Origin of the sequence: Brevibacillus sp. Leaf182, assembly GCF_001423865.2 — a bacterium.
In the GTDB taxonomy this organism is placed as follows: domain Bacteria; phylum Bacillota; class Bacilli; order Brevibacillales; family Brevibacillaceae; genus Brevibacillus; species Brevibacillus brevis_C.
The window spans coordinates 571,872-589,862 of the sequence record NZ_LMPN02000015.1 but is presented as its reverse complement, the minus strand read 5'-3'; the positions used below and the strand labels follow the sequence as shown (position 1 = coordinate 589,862).

The window sequence follows — 17,991 nt, the reverse complement described above, 5'->3', positions numbered from 1 at the left end:
TATTCTCAGGGCTGTAAAATCACATAGTGACAATACCGTTCGATCTATGTATGACATCGTGCTAACTGATCATATTTGCGGCATGATAAAATGTCATAAAGGCTATATGACACGGCGCATTTTGCTTGACGGATCAGGAATTGGTGAGGCATGATGAGTCAGAAACATTCGGGAAATTCCTTACCATTCAAATGAGCAGGAGTACATGAAAAATGTTATTCAACATAAAAAAATGGTTCTGGTACAATTGGGTGATTTTTGCCTTGCGAACGATTTGGCTAGGTATCATCGTCATCGCAGATGTTATGTATCCGGCAATGATAGCCGTTCCGTTCGGAGTCATCATCCTAATTGCCCTTTTGGTTTATGCCATTCCATTGATCGTTCAATATAGAAAAAAAAATTGGTATCTGGCAGTCGAAGTCGTAATGACAGGCTTTTTTTATCTATTTGTGGCCTTTGTAGCACCAGGATGGACTTGGCCTTTCGTTCTACTAGTAATCATTATTGGTGTGGCCAGTAGTCGCAGAACGTATATGTGGACGGGAATCTCTAGTGGGATTATTTTTCCGGCTTTAAACGGGTTGATTACCAATCGTCTCCCGTACGAGTTCATGTTTAGTTGCAGCTTTGGTTTTGCGATTGGGATGGCATTTAGCATATTAATTGAGTCTCATAAGCAAGGTCGTATCATTCAAGAACAGAAGCAATTATTGGAGCAGCATATTAAGCAAATCGAGGAGCTGACACTGATCGAGGAACGTAATCGGTTGTCACATGAATTGCATGACACGATTGGCCATTCGTTAACCTCTCTGATTGTTGGTGTTGAGTCGCTCCGGTCCTCGGTTGCTGATTCACAGATCGAACGAATCGATAAACTTGTCTCCATAGCACAGGGCAGCCTGGATGATATCAGAAAGCATTTGCATCAGCTCTCTCATGCTCATGCCCGGTTCAACCAGTCGTTAAGTGAGTCGCTCCTGGAACTGACGGAAGAATTTATGAAGTCAACAGGTGTAACGGTCAACTTCCGTGTGATCGGCAGTGAGACGCTCGTTATGCAAAAAATGAGCATTTCTTTATATCGTTGCCTGCAAGAATTGCTTACAAATACGGTTCGTCACGGCCAAGCAAGCGTGATAGCTGTTGATCTGTATTTCGAAAGTCAGCAACTCCGTTTACAAATTGAAGATAATGGAAACGGACTAGAGTCTATCGAATTCGGCTTAGAACTAAAGGGAATAAAAGAACGGCTTGAGCAACAGCAAGGTACGCTGTCCGTTCATTCACAATCAGGGCAAGGAACCGTTGTCATTTGTAATGTTCCCATACAGGCAGAAGCTGGACAGGGAAGTATCCGCCTGCTTATTGTTGATGATCAGGTGATGATTGCCGACAGCTTACAGCAAATTTTAAGCCAGCAGGACAACTTTATCGTTGTGGGTACAGCGAGTGATGGGCATGAAGCATTAGAACAGTGTGAGCGACATCAGCCGGATATCGTGCTAATGGATGTGCACATGCAAGGGATGAATGGACTGGAGACCTTCCTTCAAATGAAAAAACGCTGGCCGAACATGAAGGTTGTGGTCATGACAACGTTTGAGGATTCGGTACAGGCGGCAACAGCATTGGAGCACGGGGCGGAAGGATATATGCTGAAGTCTACTCGTCCAAAAGAGATGATGGAAGCGATGAAGCTTATCAATAGCGGGGGAACGTGGCTTGATCAGTCGATCGCCACGCGCGTATTCGAAGAGATGAAGCGCCAACGTGAGCAGTTAGAGAAGTACAGCCCGAATGATCCGTATGGATTGACGAAACGGGAAAGAGAGATTTTACAGCTTTTATCGGATGGGCTTCGCTACAAATCGATTGCCACCAAACTATATTTATCGGAGGGAACGGTACGGAATTACTGTTCCACTCTTTACTCGAAGCTCGGTGTCAGCAACCGGGAAGAAGCAATTGAGCTGGCGCGAACCGAGAGTATTCTATAGATGACAAAAAGACGGGAGAAATCCCGTCTTTACTCTTCCGGCGTTCGATCCAGGAACAGCCGCGTTACCTTTGTGTAATCCCCTTTTTCCACTTCTTCTTCTGTCGCTTTTTCTTCTAATGGATCATGACCGTACATACTTGGCGCAATCGTTGGATCGTGCTCAGAGGAACGCTTTTTATTATCCATGATTCACCACTCCTTTAGAAGGTAGGGTGTGATGGATGGCTTATTCTTATCCCCGATTGCAGCATATGACATTGGAAATGCTATTTCAAAAGTACCGATCTTCAAGATCCGGTGCTTTTTTTGATGACAAATTGTCATATGGGGTAGGGAGAAACTGTTGGTAACAGGGCGTCTCAAACTTATGACAAAACGCTACTTGTTGTACAGGCAGTGCCCGTGCCATACTTTGCGCCAACGAAGTTTTTAGGAGGAAAGAGAAATGAACTTTTACAGAAGTAGCATCGTCGCGGTATCGATTTGTGGTCTACTACTCATAACAGGATGCACGAATACAGCTCCATTAACCGAGATGGACAGCGAACAACAAGGGAAGAAGGCAGAAAATCTAAGTCCAAAAGAATGGTTAGAGCTGAACTCTTTCCAATTGAATAGCGCTGAGCCTGGGACTGATCTTAAAGATATTGAACCGCTGCGCCAAATGATCGGTTCTGCTTCAATCGTAGGTTTAGGTGAGGCAAATCATGGAAGTCGTGAAATTTATACGATGAAACACCGGTTTGTTGAATTTCTCGTCATGGAAATGGGCTTTACCACCCTTGTATTAGAAGAAAACTGGGGCAACGCATTGAAACTTGATCATTACGTTCTCACAGGAGAAGGGAATCCGAGTAAATTCCTAATGCCTATATTTCAAACAAAAGAAATCGTAGACATGCTGGAATGGATGCGTGAGTACAATGCCGATCCCGAGAACGAAGAGAAACTGCGGGTGGTCGGAATGGATGTACAAAATGTCAGCGAAAATGTATACGATGAGATCAGACAGTATATAAAAAAATATAAGCCTGACCTGCTACCCCGTGTGAATAATAAAATGAAGGAACTTGCCGAAGTTACGAAGGACCTGGAAACCTATTCAGCTTTGCCACAGGCCATTCAGGAAAAACATCAGGAGCAAGCGAAAGAAATCACGGAAATATTGGAACAAAACAAAAGCAGTCTGAACGGCCAATCCAAGGAGTTCGCAAGGATTAAGCAACACGCCAAGGTCATTGAGCAATTTACTGGCATTTATTTCGGCTACTCGGAGAATCCATCTGAATTATTTTTGAAGCATGATATCGCGATGTTTGAGAATGCGAAGTGGGCTCATGAACAGATGGGAAAAACAATCGTATGGGGTCACAATGGCCACATCGCAAAGAACAATATGTTGCAAGAGGTATACCCGAAGCTCGCCGGTCAGCATTTACTGGAGCATTATGGAAAGGAATATGTAACGATTGGAACTTCATTCGGGAAAGGCGATTATAACGCGTTTAACCTTGAAAATAAAATTGTTCCAGCTACCATTCAATTGAATGATCCAAAAACATTCAATCATACTCTGGATCAAGTCTCAAAGGATCAATACTTTGTTGATTTACGGAATGCTACAGGTCTCACCCAAAAATGGTTAGAGGAAGAACAGCCGTTTTTAATCGGATTCGGTTCTGCTGACCCAAGCAAACCAAACACGATAACAACTTCGCTTGGGCAAGCGTTTGATATTCTCATTCATTTAGACACAGTGAGCGCTGGCGAGCTTGTTCGTTAAATAGCAGAAAGAAACCGGCATTTACCCAAGAGCATTGGGCAAAATGCCGGTTTTATTATACAAGAAACCCCATCAAGCGCTTCACATTGTCGGTGTTTTCGCGGGATGTCAGCGACTCTAGAAGAGTAAATGCCACATCAAAAGCGGTCGATGGATTGTATGAGGTGATGATGTTGTTGTCGATGACGATGGATTGGTCAGGGATGACATTGGCACCCATCGCAGCTAGTTGTTTTTGCCGTAACTGGTTGTTCAGGTTGTAGGTCGTTGCTTTCCGTCCTTGCAAAATCCCGCTTTTCCCGAGCGGTAGTGCGCCGACACAGATGGAGGCGATCACTTTGCCTTGCTTTTCAAATTCACGTATGAAAGCGAGAACGTCTTCGCGATAAGCATCTTCATAAAAGCCCGCCTGCTCAAAACCGCCAGGCAGTGCCAGTGCATCGAAGTCATTTACATCCGCATCGTCGATCACCATTTCGGGGATTACGGTAAAATTCCATGTGCATTTCAACTCTTTGCGCGTTCCCACCGTCACCAGCTCCGTTGTCCCGTCGCCCTCTTCCTTGTTCCAGCCGATTACGTCTGTAAATACGCTAGCCTCTACTGCTTCAAAGCCATTCGGTAATAACAAACACACTTTTTTCATCGAAAATCAGCTCCTCTGTTCGAATCGTTCAAGCCGTACCGGTACTTACCAAGAATGATATGCTATCATTAGTTATTAGTAAAAATGAAAGTTCTGAAGATGATCTTCAGGATTTCTGATAATAAAACATGCGGGCAAGGGGGAGCGGCATGGAGATTCGCCAATTTCAAACCTTTAAGGCAGTCGTTGATTTCAACAGCTTTACGAAGGCCGCACAAGCACTGCAATATTCACAGGCGACGATTACGTCCCATATTCAGCAGTTGGAGGAAGGCATGGGAGTTCCTCTGTTTGATCGACTGGGAAAGAAAATTCAGTTAACCGCCTATGGCCGTGAGCTGTACACGTATGTCGAGGAGCTGCTGGTTTCGTACGCGAAGATCAAGGATATATCGGCGAATGAGCAATCACTGCAAGGCGAGCTGCGCATCGGAGCCTCGGAGACGATTACGATCTATCGGTTGGGGGACATTTTGTCCAAGTACAGAGGGAGCTACCCGGGCGTAAATATTTCATTTGTGATGGATGATTGTAGTCGCTTGCGGGAAAAGCTGCATGAAGGTCTATTGGATATCGTGATCACGCTGGAGCCAAAGCTCAATGATCCGAATCTGGTCGTGGAGCCGTTCTCGACCGAGCACCTGGTTTTTATAGGAGGGCGCGATCATTCGTTTGAAAAAATAGAGGATGCTGGCGAGGAATGCATGATTTTCAGTGGAGAGCATTGTGCTCTGCGGCGGTTTTTTCAACGATTCTTGGAAAAAAGGGAGATCAGGCCGATGCACCACCTGGAGTTCTCCAGTATGGAAGCGATCAAGCAGAGTGTAGCGAACGGGCTAGGCGTGAGCTTGATGCCGTATATTAGCGTCGAAGCCTTGTTGAATGAGCAAAAAGTGAAAATGATCGCGTGCGAGGAAGAGCTGTTGTTCTATGCGCAAATTGCCTACCATAAAAACAAGTGGCTCTCACGGGCGCATAAGAAGTTTATTGATTTCATGATGGAAAGTCGGGATATCGGGTAAATAGGCAACCAACCAGTCTGTTTTGGTCGAGAACCAGAGCAGGCTGGTTTTATTTTCGGAAAATTTCATATCTTGTTTGACATTCGTTTTTCCGCAATGCTAAGATCAAAGTGAAAGTAAACGAAAGGGAAATAGAAATAAAACGAAACAATATCATTTATGATCGTAAGGAAGTGAAGTCATATGCTGGCAGCCGAACGGCACAGCAAGATTCTCGAACAATTGAAGGCAGAACAGAGCGTAACCGTCAGCCAATTGAGTCTGGCGCTGGATGTGTCTGAAGTAACGATCCGAAAAGATTTGATCAAGCTCGAAAACGATGGCCTGCTGACCCGCATTCACGGAGGAGCGACGATTACGAATTTCTTGCCATTGGAGCGCAGTTTTACGGAAAAGCTGGAAGAGAGAAGCGAAGAAAAGCAAGCGATTGCCCATCAGGCGCTATCGCACATACAGCCGGGGGACACGGTTATTCTCGGGGCAGGGACAACGATGATGGAGCTCGCCAAGCTGCTGCGCGGCTTGAATGATCTGACGGTCGTGACCAATGCGGTCAACATCGCGATGGAGCTGAACAGTCAAGGCAAGCATCACGTCATCTTGATCGGTGGAGAGATGCGCCACAAATCCTTTGCGCTCGTTGGTTCTGTCGCAGCGGACAATTTGCGAGGACTTTCTGTCTTCAAATGCTTTATCGGGGCAGATGGGGTTCATCCGGAAAATGGGCTGACGACGCTCAATCTGGCCGAAGCGCAAATCAACCAGGTCATGATGGAACGCGCCAGAAAAGTCTACGTGCTGGCCGACCATAGCAAGTTCGGAGAGACGCATTTGGCGAAGTTCGCCGGGGTGTCCGATGTCGATCGGATTATTACAGATGCGGCGGCACAGCATCTTGTCAGCAAGTATGCGGAGCTGGGCATCAACCTGGAGCTGGCGAGCTTGCAGGGTGTGAGCAGGTAAACTGCCAGATCAAAAAGGAAACGGGGGGATCGATATGGCGTTGGTATCATCGACACAGATGCTGCGCACAGCAAGAGAACAAGGATATTGTGTGGGGGCATTCAACGTGCACACGATGGAAATGCTCCAAGCGGTAGTGGAGGCGGCTTGCGAAGCAAACGCACCGCTCATTTTACAGACCACAGTCGGAACGGTCCGGCATCTCGGACCGGAGTATGTAGCAGCAATCGCCCGGGTAGCCTCAGAAGAGGCCCAGGTGCCGATTGCCCTGCATTTGGATCATTGTCATGAAGAGGAACTGATTATGCGATGTATCGAAGCGGGTTACACATCGGTCATGATCGATGCGTCGATGCATCCTTTCGCGGAAAATGCGTCGATGACGAGGCGTGTAGTGGAGCTGGCTAGGGAGCGCGGTGTCAATGTGGAGGCTGAGCTCGGCAAGGTCGGGGGCGTGGAGGACGATCTCGTCGTCGATGATGCAGATGCTGCGCTGGCTGACCCGATCGAGTGCGAGAGATTTATCGAATTGACCGGCGTGGATACGTTGGCTCCGGCCATTGGTACGGCTCACGGGATTTACAAGGGGGAGCCGCGCATTGATTTTGCCCGCATTGAAGAGATTGCCCGTCGTGTTTCTGTACCGCTTGTGTTGCACGGCGGCTCGGGAATTCCCGTGGAGCAGGTGAAGCGGGCGGTTCAGCTCGGTATGGCAAAAATGAACGTAGCGACAGAGCTGCGTATCGCGTTTTCACAAGCGATCAAGGGCGTATTTGACAACAACCCGCAGGAAAACGACCCGCGCACCTATATGAAGCAGGCCAAGCAAGCAGTCAAAGAAGTCGCTCTCGCCAAGATGGAGATGTGCGGTTGTGTTGGAAAAGCGAATGTACGTTAACGAAAAAAGACAGGAAGGGACGATTTTACATGCGTATAAACCTCGATGATGCCAAAGCGTTGCGTGAGCTGGACACGATTTCTGCCCTGCAAGATACGGAAAGCTACGATGAACAATTTAAAACAGGTCTTAAATTATCTGATAGTTTAGATGTATCTAATATTTCTGTTAAAATTGAAAATATTGTGGTGCTTGGCACGGGTGGCGGTTCGGCTGCGAGCGTCAATTTGATCAAATCGTATTTGTTTGACGAGCTGCAAGTGCCGCTTCAGTTAAATCAAGGCTACACCATCCCGGCTTTTGTGGATGAGAAGACGCTCGTCATCGTCGTTAGCCACTCCGGCAATACAGAAGAAGTCGTCAGCGGCTACGAAGCAGCGATCGCCAAAGGAGCACAGATCGCTGTCATTACGGCGGGCGGAAAAGTATTGGAGATGGCTCGCGAACACAATCATGCATGCTTGCTCGTGCCGGGCGGAATGATGCCGCGGATCGTACTCGGTTACATTTTCTTGCCGATTCTCTCCATCCTGACGAAGCTCGGGCTGATTTCCGACAAGCGTGCGGAGGTAGAGGAGACGATTGCCCTGTTCGAGGAGTGGAAGCACATCTACGGAACGGACTCTCCGATCGAGAAAAATGCAGCCAAGCAAATCGCCATCGAGATGGATGGGCTGATACCTGTCGTGTACGGAACACTACCGTTTTTCGATGCTCCTGCATGGCGTTGGAAAAACCAGCTCGGGGAAAACAGCAAGCTGATGGCATTTTGGAACGCCATTCCGAGCCTTCACCACGACGAGGCTGTGGGGTGGGATTCGCCGTCTGCGCTGCTGAAGGGTGTTCATTTTACACTCATTCGCGATCTGGAGGACAGCGAGAAGACAACCCAACGTGTAGAGATAAGCGCCGACATTTTGCGCGAGCGTGCTGGTGGGGTAAGGGTGGTTCACTCCCACGGCGTGTCCCGAATGGCTCGGTTGTTTTCTATCGTGTACTTGGCTGACTTCGTGTCGCTGTACGCTGCTCTGATTCGCGGTGTCGATCCAACCCCTGTAGAAGTGATCAATTTGTTCAAACAAAAAATGGGGCAGCCGCTCGTTACTGTGCAGGTGAGATAGCATGCTCGTCACGGTAACACTGAACGCGGCCATCGATAAGACGTATCGACTCTCGCATTTTCGTTCTGGAGAGCTGCATCGCACGGCTGATGTACTGAGCTTGCCCGGCGGAAAAGGGCTAAATGTGGCCCGTGTAGCAAAAGCATTGGGTCAGGATGTAGTCGCTAGCGGTTTTGTCGCCGGTCACAACGGGAGGTTCATTGTGGAAGGCTGCGAACGTGAGGGGATTGCGTCCTCCTTTATCGAAACGAGCGGAGAATCCCGACTGTGCCTCACGTTTCTCGACGAACAGGAAAAAACGGTGACAGAAGTGCTAGAGCAAGGTCCATCGCCCAGTGAAGAAGAGATCAGTCGCTTGCAAACGCGTTTGATTGAGTTGGCGGGTCAGGCACAGTACATGGTTTTTTCCGGAAGCTTGCCAGGTGGCGTTCCAGCCCAAACTTACGCTGCGCTCATCCGAAGTGTCGCAGGGAAAGGAATCGCATGCGTGCTCGATACGAGCGGTCAGGCCCTGCTGGAAGGAATAAAAGCAACACCTTCGCTCATCAAGCCCAATCGACCGGAAGCAGAAGCGATTCTCGGATTTTCGCTGGATAGCGACGAGGCCCGATGCAGAGCGATACGCGAGCTGCGTGAGCGCGGTGCCCAACGAGTCCTTCTCTCGTTGGGGGAGGAGGGCGCGTGGTTTGGCGATAGCCAGGAGATGTGGCGTATTTCCGCGATCTCATTAGCAGATACCGAATTGAAAAATACGGTGGGCTGCGGTGATTCCATGCTTGCGGGTGTCCTTGTCGGAAAGCTGCGGGGCTTGGCTTGGCCAGATGCGATTTGGCTAGGGATGGCATGCGGGGCCGCGAATACACGGTCGTTTGGAGCGGGCATGATCGCGCCCGACGATGTGCAGCGGTTGATGAGTCAGCCGATGCATGTGGAGCGAGTCGAGTAGAATAACTGGTTCAGAAGGGAGGAGCAGCATGCGCCATGTAATTGGCCTCGATGTCGGTGGTACGACAATGAAAGGGGCGGTCATGGACGAGAATGGGCGAATTCTCCTCCGGGCTGCCAAGGAGACAAAAGTTCATAACAACTTGCCCATCTTGATCGAGCGAATGGCTGCTTTGATTAAAGAACTGCGGGATCAATCACCCGTTCCAATAGAGTCAGTAGGGATCGGATTTCCTGGTCCTTTTGATGCGGAAAATGGGATATCAGTTCACTCGCCCAACTTTCAATTGCATCAGGCAGACTTGCGGACACCACTTGCGAAGCTGGTGGAGCTGCCGCTTTTTTTTGAAAACGATTTACGGACGGCTGCGCTCGGAGAAGCCATATTCGGTGCGGGTCGGGAGGTAAGTCACCTCGTTTTCGTGCCACTTGGTACGGGGGTGGGGGCAGGGATTGTAAACGAAGGCAAGCTCGTTCGCGGCAGTCACGGTTTTGCGGGAGAGATTGGCCATGTGCGTTACCCAGGGCTGACTGCTCCATGCAATTGCGGCAAGCTCGGTTGTGTAGAGACGGTCGCATCTGCCACAGGTATTGCCAGATTGGCCCGTGAACGCTTGGACAAGGAGCTCGATGCAAATCCGCGGCAAGCAAAGGCCTCTCCTCTGTTTACTCTGTGTGATGGACAGATTGAGCAGATTACGGCTGAGCAGGTGGCTACGGCCGTGGAACAAGGTGATGCGGTGGCGACCTGCGCATGGAACGAAGCTTGTGAAGTAACTGGCTGGGCTTTGTCTGTACTGGTGAACGTGTGCAACCCGCAGCTCGTAGTGATTGGCGGTGGCGTTTGCCGAGCTGGGGAGCTATTGCTGGCCCCCGTACAAGCGAGTGTACAACGGCACGCCATGGAAGTCGTACATCAACAGACAAAGATCGTCTTGGCCGAGCTCGGTGCAGATGCAGGCATGCTCGGTGCTGGCGCCTTGGCCCTGCAAGCAACGAACAGGGAACAAGGAACCGTGAAATCGTAAAAAGAGGAGTGTACATCGATGCATCAACGGTATGACTGGGCAAATCATCAGTTGCTAGAGCGAAATCGCTTGGCGGCGCGGGCTTACTTTTTGTCTTACCCGGAAGAATCGGGAGCACTGACATATGAAAGAGGCGCGACACCGTGGTTTCAATTGTTAAATGGGCATTGGCAGTTTGCTTACGCAGAATCTCCACTGCGTGTGCCAGAAAACTTTTTTGCCGCCGATTATGATGCGACGGAGTGGGCTCGAATTCAGGTACCGGGGCATTGGCAGCTCCAAGGGTACGGTAAACCGCATTACACGGACTTGTACTATCCGTTTCCGGTCGATCCGCCGCATGTTCCGTCAGATAACCCGACAGGCTGCTATTTGCGAGAGTTTACGGTTGCGCCTGGCTGGAAAAATCAGCAGGTGATCCTGCGATTTGAAGGGGTCGACAGCGCTTTTCATGTGTGGCTGAACGGGAAGGAAGTCGGCTATAGTCAAGGAAGCCGCTTGCCATCTGAGTTTGATGTGACGGAGCTGTTGCAGGAAGGCAGGAATCGCTTGGCTGTTCAAGTGTACCAATGGTCGGACGGTACGTATGTCGAGGATCAGGATATGTGGTACTTGAGTGGGATTTTTCGGGATGTTTCCCTGATTGCCAGACCGAAGCTGCACGTGAGAGATTTGGCAGTCGTGACTGATCTGGATGAAGAATTCCGCCATGGTGTGCTGCGCGTACGTGTCCATGTAGAAAACAGTTCCGCTGCTGTCTGTGACGGGGTGAGCGTGACCGCAAAGCTGCTGGATCAATCCTACAAGCTTATTGCTTCGCTGACCGACAGGGGGGCAGGCGAGCTGGCAGCCGGACAAGAAAAGGTCGTAATCTTGGAGCTTCCGGTGCAGGAGCCGAAAAAATGGTCGGCGGAGGAGCCAAACCTGTATCATCTGCTGCTTGCGATTGAGCAGGAGTCGGGCGAAAAGACAGAAGTCATCCCGATTCGCGTGGGCTTCCGACGTATCGAAGTAAGAGGAAACAACTTCTTCGTTAACGGTAAAGCGATTCGCCTCAACGGCGTGAACCGCCATGATCATCATCCTGACCTTGGGCGGGCAGTCCCGTATGAAACGATGCGTGAAGATGTGCTCATGATGAAGCGTCACAACATCAACGCCGTTCGTACCGCACATTACCCGAACGATCCGCGTTTTTATGATTTGTGCGACCAGTACGGATTGTATGTCATGGACGAAACCGATTTGGAGACACATGGCTTCCAGTTAACGGGCAACATTAGTCTGTTAAGCGATGATCCAGAGTGGGCGCAGACATATGTGGAGCGCATGGAGCGCATGGTAGAGCGGGACAAAAACCATCCATCGATCATCATGTGGTCGCTCGGCAACGAATCTGGCTTCGGCTGCAACTTCCGAGCGATGGCTGCTTGGTGCAGACAAGCGGACCCGACTCGTCTCATCCACTACGAGGAGGATCGCGAAGCAGAAGTGTGCGACGTATTTTCCACCATGTACTCCTCGATTGAAAAAATGATTCAGCACGGTGAAAATGAACATCTGCAAAAGCCGCATATCATGTGCGAGTATGCTCATGCCATGGGAAATGGACCCGGTGGCTTGCGCGACTACGCCAATGTGTTTGACAAATATCAACGCTTGCAGGGCGGTTTTGTGTGGGAATGGATTGATCACGGCTTGCGCCAATATACACCGGATGGGCGAGAGTATTATGCCTACGGAGGAGACTTCGGAGACTACCCGACGAATGGCAACTTCGTCATCGACGGACTGATTCGTCCGGATCGCACCCCATCCCCTGGATTGCTCGAATACAAAAAAGTGATTGAGCCGATTATCGTAGAAGCGACTGATTTGGAAAACGGGCTCGTCACCATTACGAACCGCTATGATTTCCGCACGCTTGCGCACGTGAGAATGGTTTGGAGTGTGACAGCAGACGGACATGTGGTGCAGAGCGGATCGCTGTCACTGCCACATACAGAAGCAGCAAGTAGCAACATTGTAGCTGTTCCGTATACCTTGCCAGCGCAAGTACAGGATCGAACCGATTACTGGCTGACGCTCTCCTTTGTGCTGGACCAAGATGAGAGCTGGGTACAGGCTGGACATGAGTTGGCTTGGGCACAATTTGCCTTGCCAGTAACCGTTGCCCAACAGGTTGCGCTCGCACCCTATCAGCCTGTGTTCAGGAGAGTAGATACGAAAGAAACGAAAACGGACGTCACCCTTACAGGAGCAGATTTTCAGTTCTTTTTTGACAAAGTGAGCGGTGTACCGACGAGTTGGGTGTTTGCAGGCAAAGAGTTGTTGGTGGCAGGACCTCGTCTGACGTTTTGGCGTGCTCCGATTGACAATGACATGTACGTAGTGGAAGAGTGGCGCAAGGTGTACCTCGATCGTTTGCAAAACCGGGTGGAGCATGTAAGCATCCAGCAGGATCGAGAAGATCGGGTGGTCATAACTTGCGATGTACGGATTGCTCCGCCTGTATACGACTGGGGATTTGCGTGCCGCTACACGTATACCGTGTTCGGAAATGGCGAAGTGCAGGTAGATGTTCAAGGGACACCCAAAGGCACCCCGCCAGCTATGTTGCCACGAATTGGCTTGAAGCTATTGGTCGCCAAAGATATGGAGCGTGTCTCGTGGTATGGGCGTGGACCGGGAGAGGCGTATATCGACAGTAAGGAAGCCAATCGCATTGGGGTATATCACGCGAGCGTGGATGAGCTGTACACACCTTACGTATTTCCACAGGAAAATGGCAATCGCACGGACGTAAAATGGATGTCGATCACGGATCAGCGAGGCATTGGACTTTTCGCGATGGGTCAACCGACCCTGGAATTTATCGCACTTCGCTATGATACGGACGATCTGGAGCAAGCGAAGCACACGACAGATCTCGTAAAAAGAGAGTATGTCACACTGCATCTCGATTATCGACAAAACGGGCTGGGTAGCAATAGCTGTGGACCCAAGCAATCGGAGCAGCATGCCTTGCGTCCAGAGGAGTTTTTCTTCCAGATGAGGCTAACGCCTTTTTCGAAGGATACGATTTCTCCGGTTCAATTGTATAAGCGGAATTTGTGGGACTAACCGCTGATTGTTCTCGAAGGCATCGCCGAAACGTTGTACAATCTAGTTGAAGATTGAATAGTGCAACTAATCAAAATCCGGTGGTGGTTCTGTCACATGAAGTCATGGTCGCTCTTTCCGCGCAGAAGCATTCATGCCAAGCTGCTCGCTTTTATGCTGATTGCAGCCATTATTCCACTGATTACGTTGGGGAGTATGGCGTATTGGAAATCGTCGATGGTCGTTCGCGAGCAATTTAGCAAGTCAGGTGAGTATATTGCTACGCAACTGCAAATCCAGATCGACAATTACCTGAGTCAAATGAGATACATGGCTTATGACATCAATACGTACGTGTCAGACCCGACGTTGGTCGTCATGCGGGAGGAACAGCCGAAGACGTACACAGGCTTCCTGGAACAAAAAAACTTCGAGCGATACCTGGGGGCGCACCGCAACCTTGATACAAAAGGCATTTTTATCGTGACGCCCACCGGTTATTTTTTCGGGGAAAATGTGATCAATGGACAGGATTTGATGCGAGAATCGTGGTGGAAAGCACTGCCCGCCAAGTTGGATGAGGAGCGATGGATCGGCTTTTACACACCACGGCATTATGTCGGATTTCAGGATGAGGCGGAGCTGCGCAATCAGGAGAAGGTGCTCGGTCTGGTCGTTCCTGTTCTCAGTGGTTATGGCGTATTGAAGGACAGCCGGATTTTGATCGAGATGAAGGCAGGCAAGCTGTTTCAATTGTTTTCGCAGCTAGAAGAGGACATGAGTGCGCATGTGACGATTACAGCCAAAAATGGCGAGCTGATTTATCAGACTGCGGGTACGTTTGTCCAGAAAGAGAGCGATGTCGTCTGGAACAAGCCACTGGAGTCCAACAACTGGATGATTCAGGTGCGCTTGCCGTATGAGCAAATGAACCGCTCTGCGGAAGTGATTCAATCCTTTTTTATCGCGGCGCTGATTCTTTCGGCAGTACTGGCACTCCTTTTGGCGTATTTATTTTCCAGACGGATTACGGGCAAAATCAAACGACTTCAAGAAACGATGCGTCTGGTCGGTACAGGCGAGCTACAGACGCGCGCAGAGGTAGACACAGAAGATGAGCTGGGGCGGTTAGGGGTGAGCTTCAACCAAATGGTGAGGCGGATACAGACGCTAATCGCCGAGGTGAGTCGCACTGAGCAGTTGAAAAAGGAAGCAGAGCTGCGAGCCGTTCACTACCAGATCAACCCGCATCTGTTGTTCAATACACTCAATTCCATCCAGTGGAAAGCAAGATTATCAGGTGCCAATGAAATCGGCAATATGCTCTATCATCTCATCAAAGTGCTAGAGGGCAATCTTGATATCACGCAGGAGCTCGTCCCGTTGGATAAGGAACTGCAAACCGTCGAGCATTTTCTGCAAATCCAAGAGCTGCGGTACGGGCCTGTTTTTCAATACGAACAGACGGGCGTAGAGGCTTGCGGTCGCTATTTGATCCCGCGCATGACTCTCCAGCCGCTATTGGAAAATATTTTTTTCCACGCATTCGAAGACGGGCATGGAACGATCCGGATCAGTGTCAGTGAAAAAGAAGGGCTTGTGACGCTGCTGTTGCAAGATGACGGCGCAGGAATTGTGCCGGAGCGATTGGCCAAACTTCTCGATCCTGATCTGGAGCGTTCTAGCAAACGAGGACTCGGCGTGTACAACGTCGATCAGAAGTTCAAGCTTCATTTCCGTATGGAGCACGGCATGAAGATTTCATCTGTCAGAGGAGAAGGAACCACAATTCAAATCACATGGCCGAAAAGGGAGGAACTTCCTGATGAGCATCAAGGTAATGATTGTGGATGACGAAGTGCTGGTGCGAAGAGGATTGAAGGCAATGGTGCCGTGGAGTCGCTACGGGATGGAAGTGGTAGCGGATGCACCGAATGGTAGGAAAGGCTGGGAGGCTTTCCTGCAAATACAGCCCGAGCTGGTGATTACGGACATCGTTATGCCGGAAATGGATGGACTGGAGCTGTGCAGGCGGGTGAAGGAGCACGCTCCACAAACAAAGGTGCTTCTGCTGAGCTGTCACCGCGATTTTTCTTTTGCCCAGCAGGGAATCTCTCTCGGGGTGTCCGGATATTTGTTGAAGACCGAGTTTCAGGATGAGGAATGGGGTACGTTGTTGGAAAAGCTGCGGACGGAGTTGGCAGGTGAGAGCACGCGACCTGAAAAAATCCATGAACGCCCTGATGAATGGAAGCGAGAATTCGGTGCGTGGTTGACTGGTTTGAGCCGGGATTTCGAGCAAAGCTTGTCCTCCCTCCTGCAATCACACTGGTCGTGGATGAACGATTCCATGCGTGTATGGCTCTTGGAAGGGATGGGCAGCAGTGCAAATGGCGAGGAGCAGGAGCGGGCATGGATTACACGGGAGCTGGACAGCCAATGGGAATGGATCGCATGTGGCGATATCCGTTTTTTGTTGACTCCCGCAAGTACCGGCAGGCAGGTAGAATCATTGCTCGTGGAATGGAAGCTGGCTGGAAAGGTGACGAGCTGGGAGACAACAAGCCCGTTTGCCGGACTCGAGCCGTGGATGCAGACAGTACGGACGCTCTACCAACGCAAGGAGCGGGCGCGCAAGTATGGCGTCATTCAAGACCCGTGGCAGGAACCGATCAAGCAGGCCGTTCATTACGCGCTCGATCGCCTGGATACGCCATTGACGGTCAGTGAGGTAGCTTCACAGGTGGGGCTGAGCCGCAGTCATTTTAGCGTGATGTTTAAAAAGGGAGTGGGCGAGAGCTTCGGCGAGTTTCTCGACAAGCGCCGGGTAAAAATGGCCCGAGCGATGCTGGATGAAACAGCTCTGTCCATTCAGGAGGTAGCTGAGCGAGTTGGTCTTCCTGACGCGAAATACTTCAGCAAATGGTTTAAAAAATATACAGGGATGACCCCGAGCCATTACCGTTTCAAACAAAAGGAGGAGTCCAGTCGAACAATCGTCCACTCCACCGCGCAAACCTGAACAAAGCGAAAAAAAGGAAACAAATTCACACACTATTGCGAACAGTTGGCGGTTTCACCGTTTTTTTTCCTTCATTAAAATAAAGAAAAATGAGGGGTAAATCTAGGGGGGATCACAGATGAAAAAGGTTGCGTCAAAATGGATGGCAGCTGGCATGGCACTACTGTTGGCCGTCGCGGCTGGTTGTTCACAAGCCCAGCCATCAGGTACAGACGGCACGTCTAGTAACACGGGTACGACAACGCCAGCATCGTCTGATAAAAAGGAAACGGTTACATTGCGTTTCGCGACATGGGATACGGACCAAATGCTGAAGATCCAACAAGATATCGCGAAACAATTCGAACAGAAAAACCCGGGTGTGAAGGTACAAGTCGAGGCATATGCAGATGGATTTGATCAGAAGCTGGTAGCGGCATTCGGAGCGAAAAACCCGCCAGATGTCATGTACATGTGGGATTTCCCAACGTACAACGCCTCGCTCGAGCCATTGGATGAGTACGTAAAGAAGGACCCATCAGTGGCAATCGACGACTTTTACCAAGGCCTCTTAAACTATAATCGCTTCGATGGAAAATTGTTCGGTCTCCCAGCGGGCTTCTCGACGCGGGTCGTCTTCTATAACAAAAAACTGTTTAACGAAGCAAATGTACCACTTCCGACAGACGACTGGACGTGGGAGGATTTCAAATCGGCAGCCAAACAACTGACCGTTCGTGACAAGAAGCAGTATGGCTTCGCTGTTCGTTCGGAGCCGGATACGTACGATTTGCAGCAGTTCGTGTGGAGCAATGGCAGCAGCTTCATCAGCCCTGACGGAAAAACCATCGAAGGCTACATGAACAGCAAGGAAACAGCAGAAGCTCTGCAAATTTTCAGTGACTTGGCCAAGGACAAGAGCGCTTTGCTCGTCGGTGGCAAAAACCAGCAAAGCGGCAACGACTTGTTCAAAGCGGGCAAGCTCGCGATGTATGACAACGGTGTATGGTCGCTCGAGTCGTACAAGAAGGCAAATGTCGACTTTGGTACGGTCGTAATGCCGCAATTCCCTGGCAAGCCTGGTAAGGGTGTCATTGCAACCTCCTCAGTATCGATCGCCAAGGATTCCAAAAACAAAGAACTAGCTTGGGAGTTTTTGAAGTTCTTCGTTTCCAGTGATGCGATCAAGATGCGTACATCTGACTTGCCTGTGCGTATTAGTGTCGTACAAGAGAAGAAGCTCGATCAGGACCCGCTTTACGCGCCGTTCTACAAGACATTGGAGCAATCGAATGACACGCCAGCCTTCCTGTTGAATCCACACTGGAACGAAATCAATCGGAACCTTTCCGCAGCAGTCAATGCGATCATGATGGGACAAAATGCCGAGGAATTACTGAACAAGGCAGTCAAAGACTCCCAGAAATTCTTGAAATAACGGGAAGGGGTCAGGAATTTGAATACAGAGAGTGTCGTG

14 protein-coding genes are annotated in these 17,991 nt (G+C 49.9%); 12 read left to right on the top strand and 2 right to left on the bottom strand.

Annotated features, from left to right (window positions below; translation table 11 throughout):
- Positions 1 to 212 precede the first annotated feature (212 nt).
- On the top strand, positions 213 to 2,003 hold the full coding sequence (locus ASG16_RS05565; protein WP_056488926.1) for a helix-turn-helix transcriptional regulator: 1,791 nt from the start codon (positions 213 to 215) through the stop codon (positions 2,001 to 2,003).
- A gap of 29 nt (positions 2,004 to 2,032) precedes the next feature.
- Here ASG16_RS05565 and ASG16_RS30825 read toward each other — a convergent pair whose 3' ends face one another.
- Positions 2,033 to 2,191, bottom strand: coding sequence for a hypothetical protein (locus ASG16_RS30825; RefSeq protein WP_007720288.1), 159 nt, complete (start codon positions 2,189 to 2,191; stop codon positions 2,033 to 2,035).
- Between the two features lie 259 nt (positions 2,192 to 2,450).
- Between ASG16_RS30825 and ASG16_RS05560 the strand changes: the two genes are divergently transcribed.
- Positions 2,451 to 3,788: an erythromycin esterase family protein gene (locus ASG16_RS05560; RefSeq protein ID WP_056488928.1), complete on the top strand. Its 1,338-nt coding sequence runs from the start codon at positions 2,451 to 2,453 to the stop codon at positions 3,786 to 3,788.
- Between the two features lie 55 nt (positions 3,789 to 3,843).
- On the opposite strand, the gene ASG16_RS05555 is transcribed toward ASG16_RS05560, so the two are convergent.
- On the bottom strand, positions 3,844 to 4,434 hold the full coding sequence (locus ASG16_RS05555; RefSeq protein WP_056488930.1) for a DJ-1/PfpI family protein: 591 nt from the start codon (positions 4,432 to 4,434) through the stop codon (positions 3,844 to 3,846).
- Positions 4,435 to 4,583: 149 nt separating this feature from the next.
- Here ASG16_RS05555 and ASG16_RS05550 point away from each other — a divergent pair, with 149 nt between their 5' ends.
- The 10 genes from ASG16_RS05550 to ASG16_RS05505 all read left to right on the top strand — a co-directional run bounded on the left by ASG16_RS05550 (position 4,584) and on the right by ASG16_RS05505 (position 17,952).
- Positions 4,584 to 5,456 carry a LysR family transcriptional regulator gene (locus ASG16_RS05550; RefSeq protein WP_056488932.1) on the top strand — a complete coding sequence of 291 codons (873 nt, stop codon included), beginning with the start codon at positions 4,584 to 4,586 and terminating at the stop codon, positions 5,454 to 5,456.
- A 183-nt stretch (positions 5,457 to 5,639) separates the two neighbouring features.
- Positions 5,640 to 6,419, top strand: coding sequence for a DeoR/GlpR family DNA-binding transcription regulator (locus ASG16_RS05545; RefSeq protein WP_056488933.1), 780 nt, complete (start codon positions 5,640 to 5,642; stop codon positions 6,417 to 6,419).
- Positions 6,420 to 6,453: 34 nt separating this feature from the next.
- On the top strand, positions 6,454 to 7,317 hold the full coding sequence (locus tag ASG16_RS05540; RefSeq protein ID WP_056488934.1) for a class II fructose-bisphosphate aldolase: 864 nt from the start codon (positions 6,454 to 6,456) through the stop codon (positions 7,315 to 7,317).
- A 29-nt stretch (positions 7,318 to 7,346) separates the two neighbouring features.
- Positions 7,347 to 8,438 (top strand): bifunctional phosphoglucose/phosphomannose isomerase, encoded by a 1,092-nt coding sequence (locus ASG16_RS05535; protein WP_056488935.1) that lies wholly within the window; start codon positions 7,347 to 7,349, stop codon positions 8,436 to 8,438.
- Position 8,439: 1 nt separating this feature from the next.
- Positions 8,440 to 9,384 (top strand): 1-phosphofructokinase family hexose kinase, encoded by a 945-nt coding sequence (locus tag ASG16_RS05530; RefSeq protein ID WP_056488937.1) that lies wholly within the window; start codon positions 8,440 to 8,442, stop codon positions 9,382 to 9,384.
- Between the two features lie 28 nt (positions 9,385 to 9,412).
- Positions 9,413 to 10,411, top strand: a complete 999-nt coding sequence (locus ASG16_RS05525) for an ROK family protein (RefSeq protein WP_056488939.1) — start codon at positions 9,413 to 9,415, stop codon at positions 10,409 to 10,411.
- 18 nt (positions 10,412 to 10,429) lie between these two features.
- On the top strand, positions 10,430 to 13,534 hold the full coding sequence (ebgA, locus tag ASG16_RS05520; protein ID WP_056488941.1) for a beta-galactosidase subunit alpha: 3,105 nt from the start codon (positions 10,430 to 10,432) through the stop codon (positions 13,532 to 13,534).
- 96 nt (positions 13,535 to 13,630) lie between these two features.
- The gene (locus ASG16_RS05515; RefSeq protein ID WP_056488942.1) at positions 13,631 to 15,367 is read left to right on the top strand and encodes a cache domain-containing sensor histidine kinase; all 1,737 of its coding nucleotides are present in this window, start codon (positions 13,631 to 13,633) and stop codon (positions 15,365 to 15,367) included.
- Positions 15,339 to 16,535 carry a response regulator transcription factor gene (locus tag ASG16_RS05510; RefSeq protein ID WP_056488944.1) on the top strand — a complete coding sequence of 399 codons (1,197 nt, stop codon included), beginning with the start codon at positions 15,339 to 15,341 and terminating at the stop codon, positions 16,533 to 16,535. Before ASG16_RS05515 ends, ASG16_RS05510 begins: the two co-directional genes overlap by 29 nt.
- A gap of 118 nt (positions 16,536 to 16,653) precedes the next feature.
- The gene (locus tag ASG16_RS05505) at positions 16,654 to 17,952 is read left to right on the top strand and encodes an ABC transporter substrate-binding protein (protein WP_056488946.1); all 1,299 of its coding nucleotides are present in this window, start codon (positions 16,654 to 16,656) and stop codon (positions 17,950 to 17,952) included.
- Positions 17,953 to 17,991: the final 39 nt, after the last annotated feature.

Coding starts and splice junctions, on each gene's coding strand:
- ASG16_RS05565 (WP_056488926.1), top strand. CDS start 213: ATGTTATTCAACATAAAAAAATGGTTCTGGTACAATTGGGTGATTTTT.
- ASG16_RS30825 (WP_007720288.1), bottom strand. CDS start 2,191: ATGGATAATAAAAAGCGTTCCTCTGAGCACGATCCAACGATTGCGCCA.
- ASG16_RS05560 (WP_056488928.1), top strand. CDS start 2,451: ATGAACTTTTACAGAAGTAGCATCGTCGCGGTATCGATTTGTGGTCTA.
- ASG16_RS05555 (WP_056488930.1), bottom strand. CDS start 4,434: ATGAAAAAAGTGTGTTTGTTATTACCGAATGGCTTTGAAGCAGTAGAG.
- ASG16_RS05550 (WP_056488932.1), top strand. CDS start 4,584: ATGGAGATTCGCCAATTTCAAACCTTTAAGGCAGTCGTTGATTTCAAC.
- ASG16_RS05545 (WP_056488933.1), top strand. CDS start 5,640: ATGCTGGCAGCCGAACGGCACAGCAAGATTCTCGAACAATTGAAGGCA.
- ASG16_RS05540 (WP_056488934.1), top strand. CDS start 6,454: ATGGCGTTGGTATCATCGACACAGATGCTGCGCACAGCAAGAGAACAA.
- ASG16_RS05535 (WP_056488935.1), top strand. CDS start 7,347: ATGCGTATAAACCTCGATGATGCCAAAGCGTTGCGTGAGCTGGACACG.
- ASG16_RS05530 (WP_056488937.1), top strand. CDS start 8,440: ATGCTCGTCACGGTAACACTGAACGCGGCCATCGATAAGACGTATCGA.
- ASG16_RS05525 (WP_056488939.1), top strand. CDS start 9,413: ATGCGCCATGTAATTGGCCTCGATGTCGGTGGTACGACAATGAAAGGG.
- ebgA (WP_056488941.1), top strand. CDS start 10,430: ATGCATCAACGGTATGACTGGGCAAATCATCAGTTGCTAGAGCGAAAT.
- ASG16_RS05515 (WP_056488942.1), top strand. CDS start 13,631: ATGAAGTCATGGTCGCTCTTTCCGCGCAGAAGCATTCATGCCAAGCTG.
- ASG16_RS05510 (WP_056488944.1), top strand. CDS start 15,339: ATGAGCATCAAGGTAATGATTGTGGATGACGAAGTGCTGGTGCGAAGA.
- ASG16_RS05505 (WP_056488946.1), top strand. CDS start 16,654: ATGAAAAAGGTTGCGTCAAAATGGATGGCAGCTGGCATGGCACTACTG.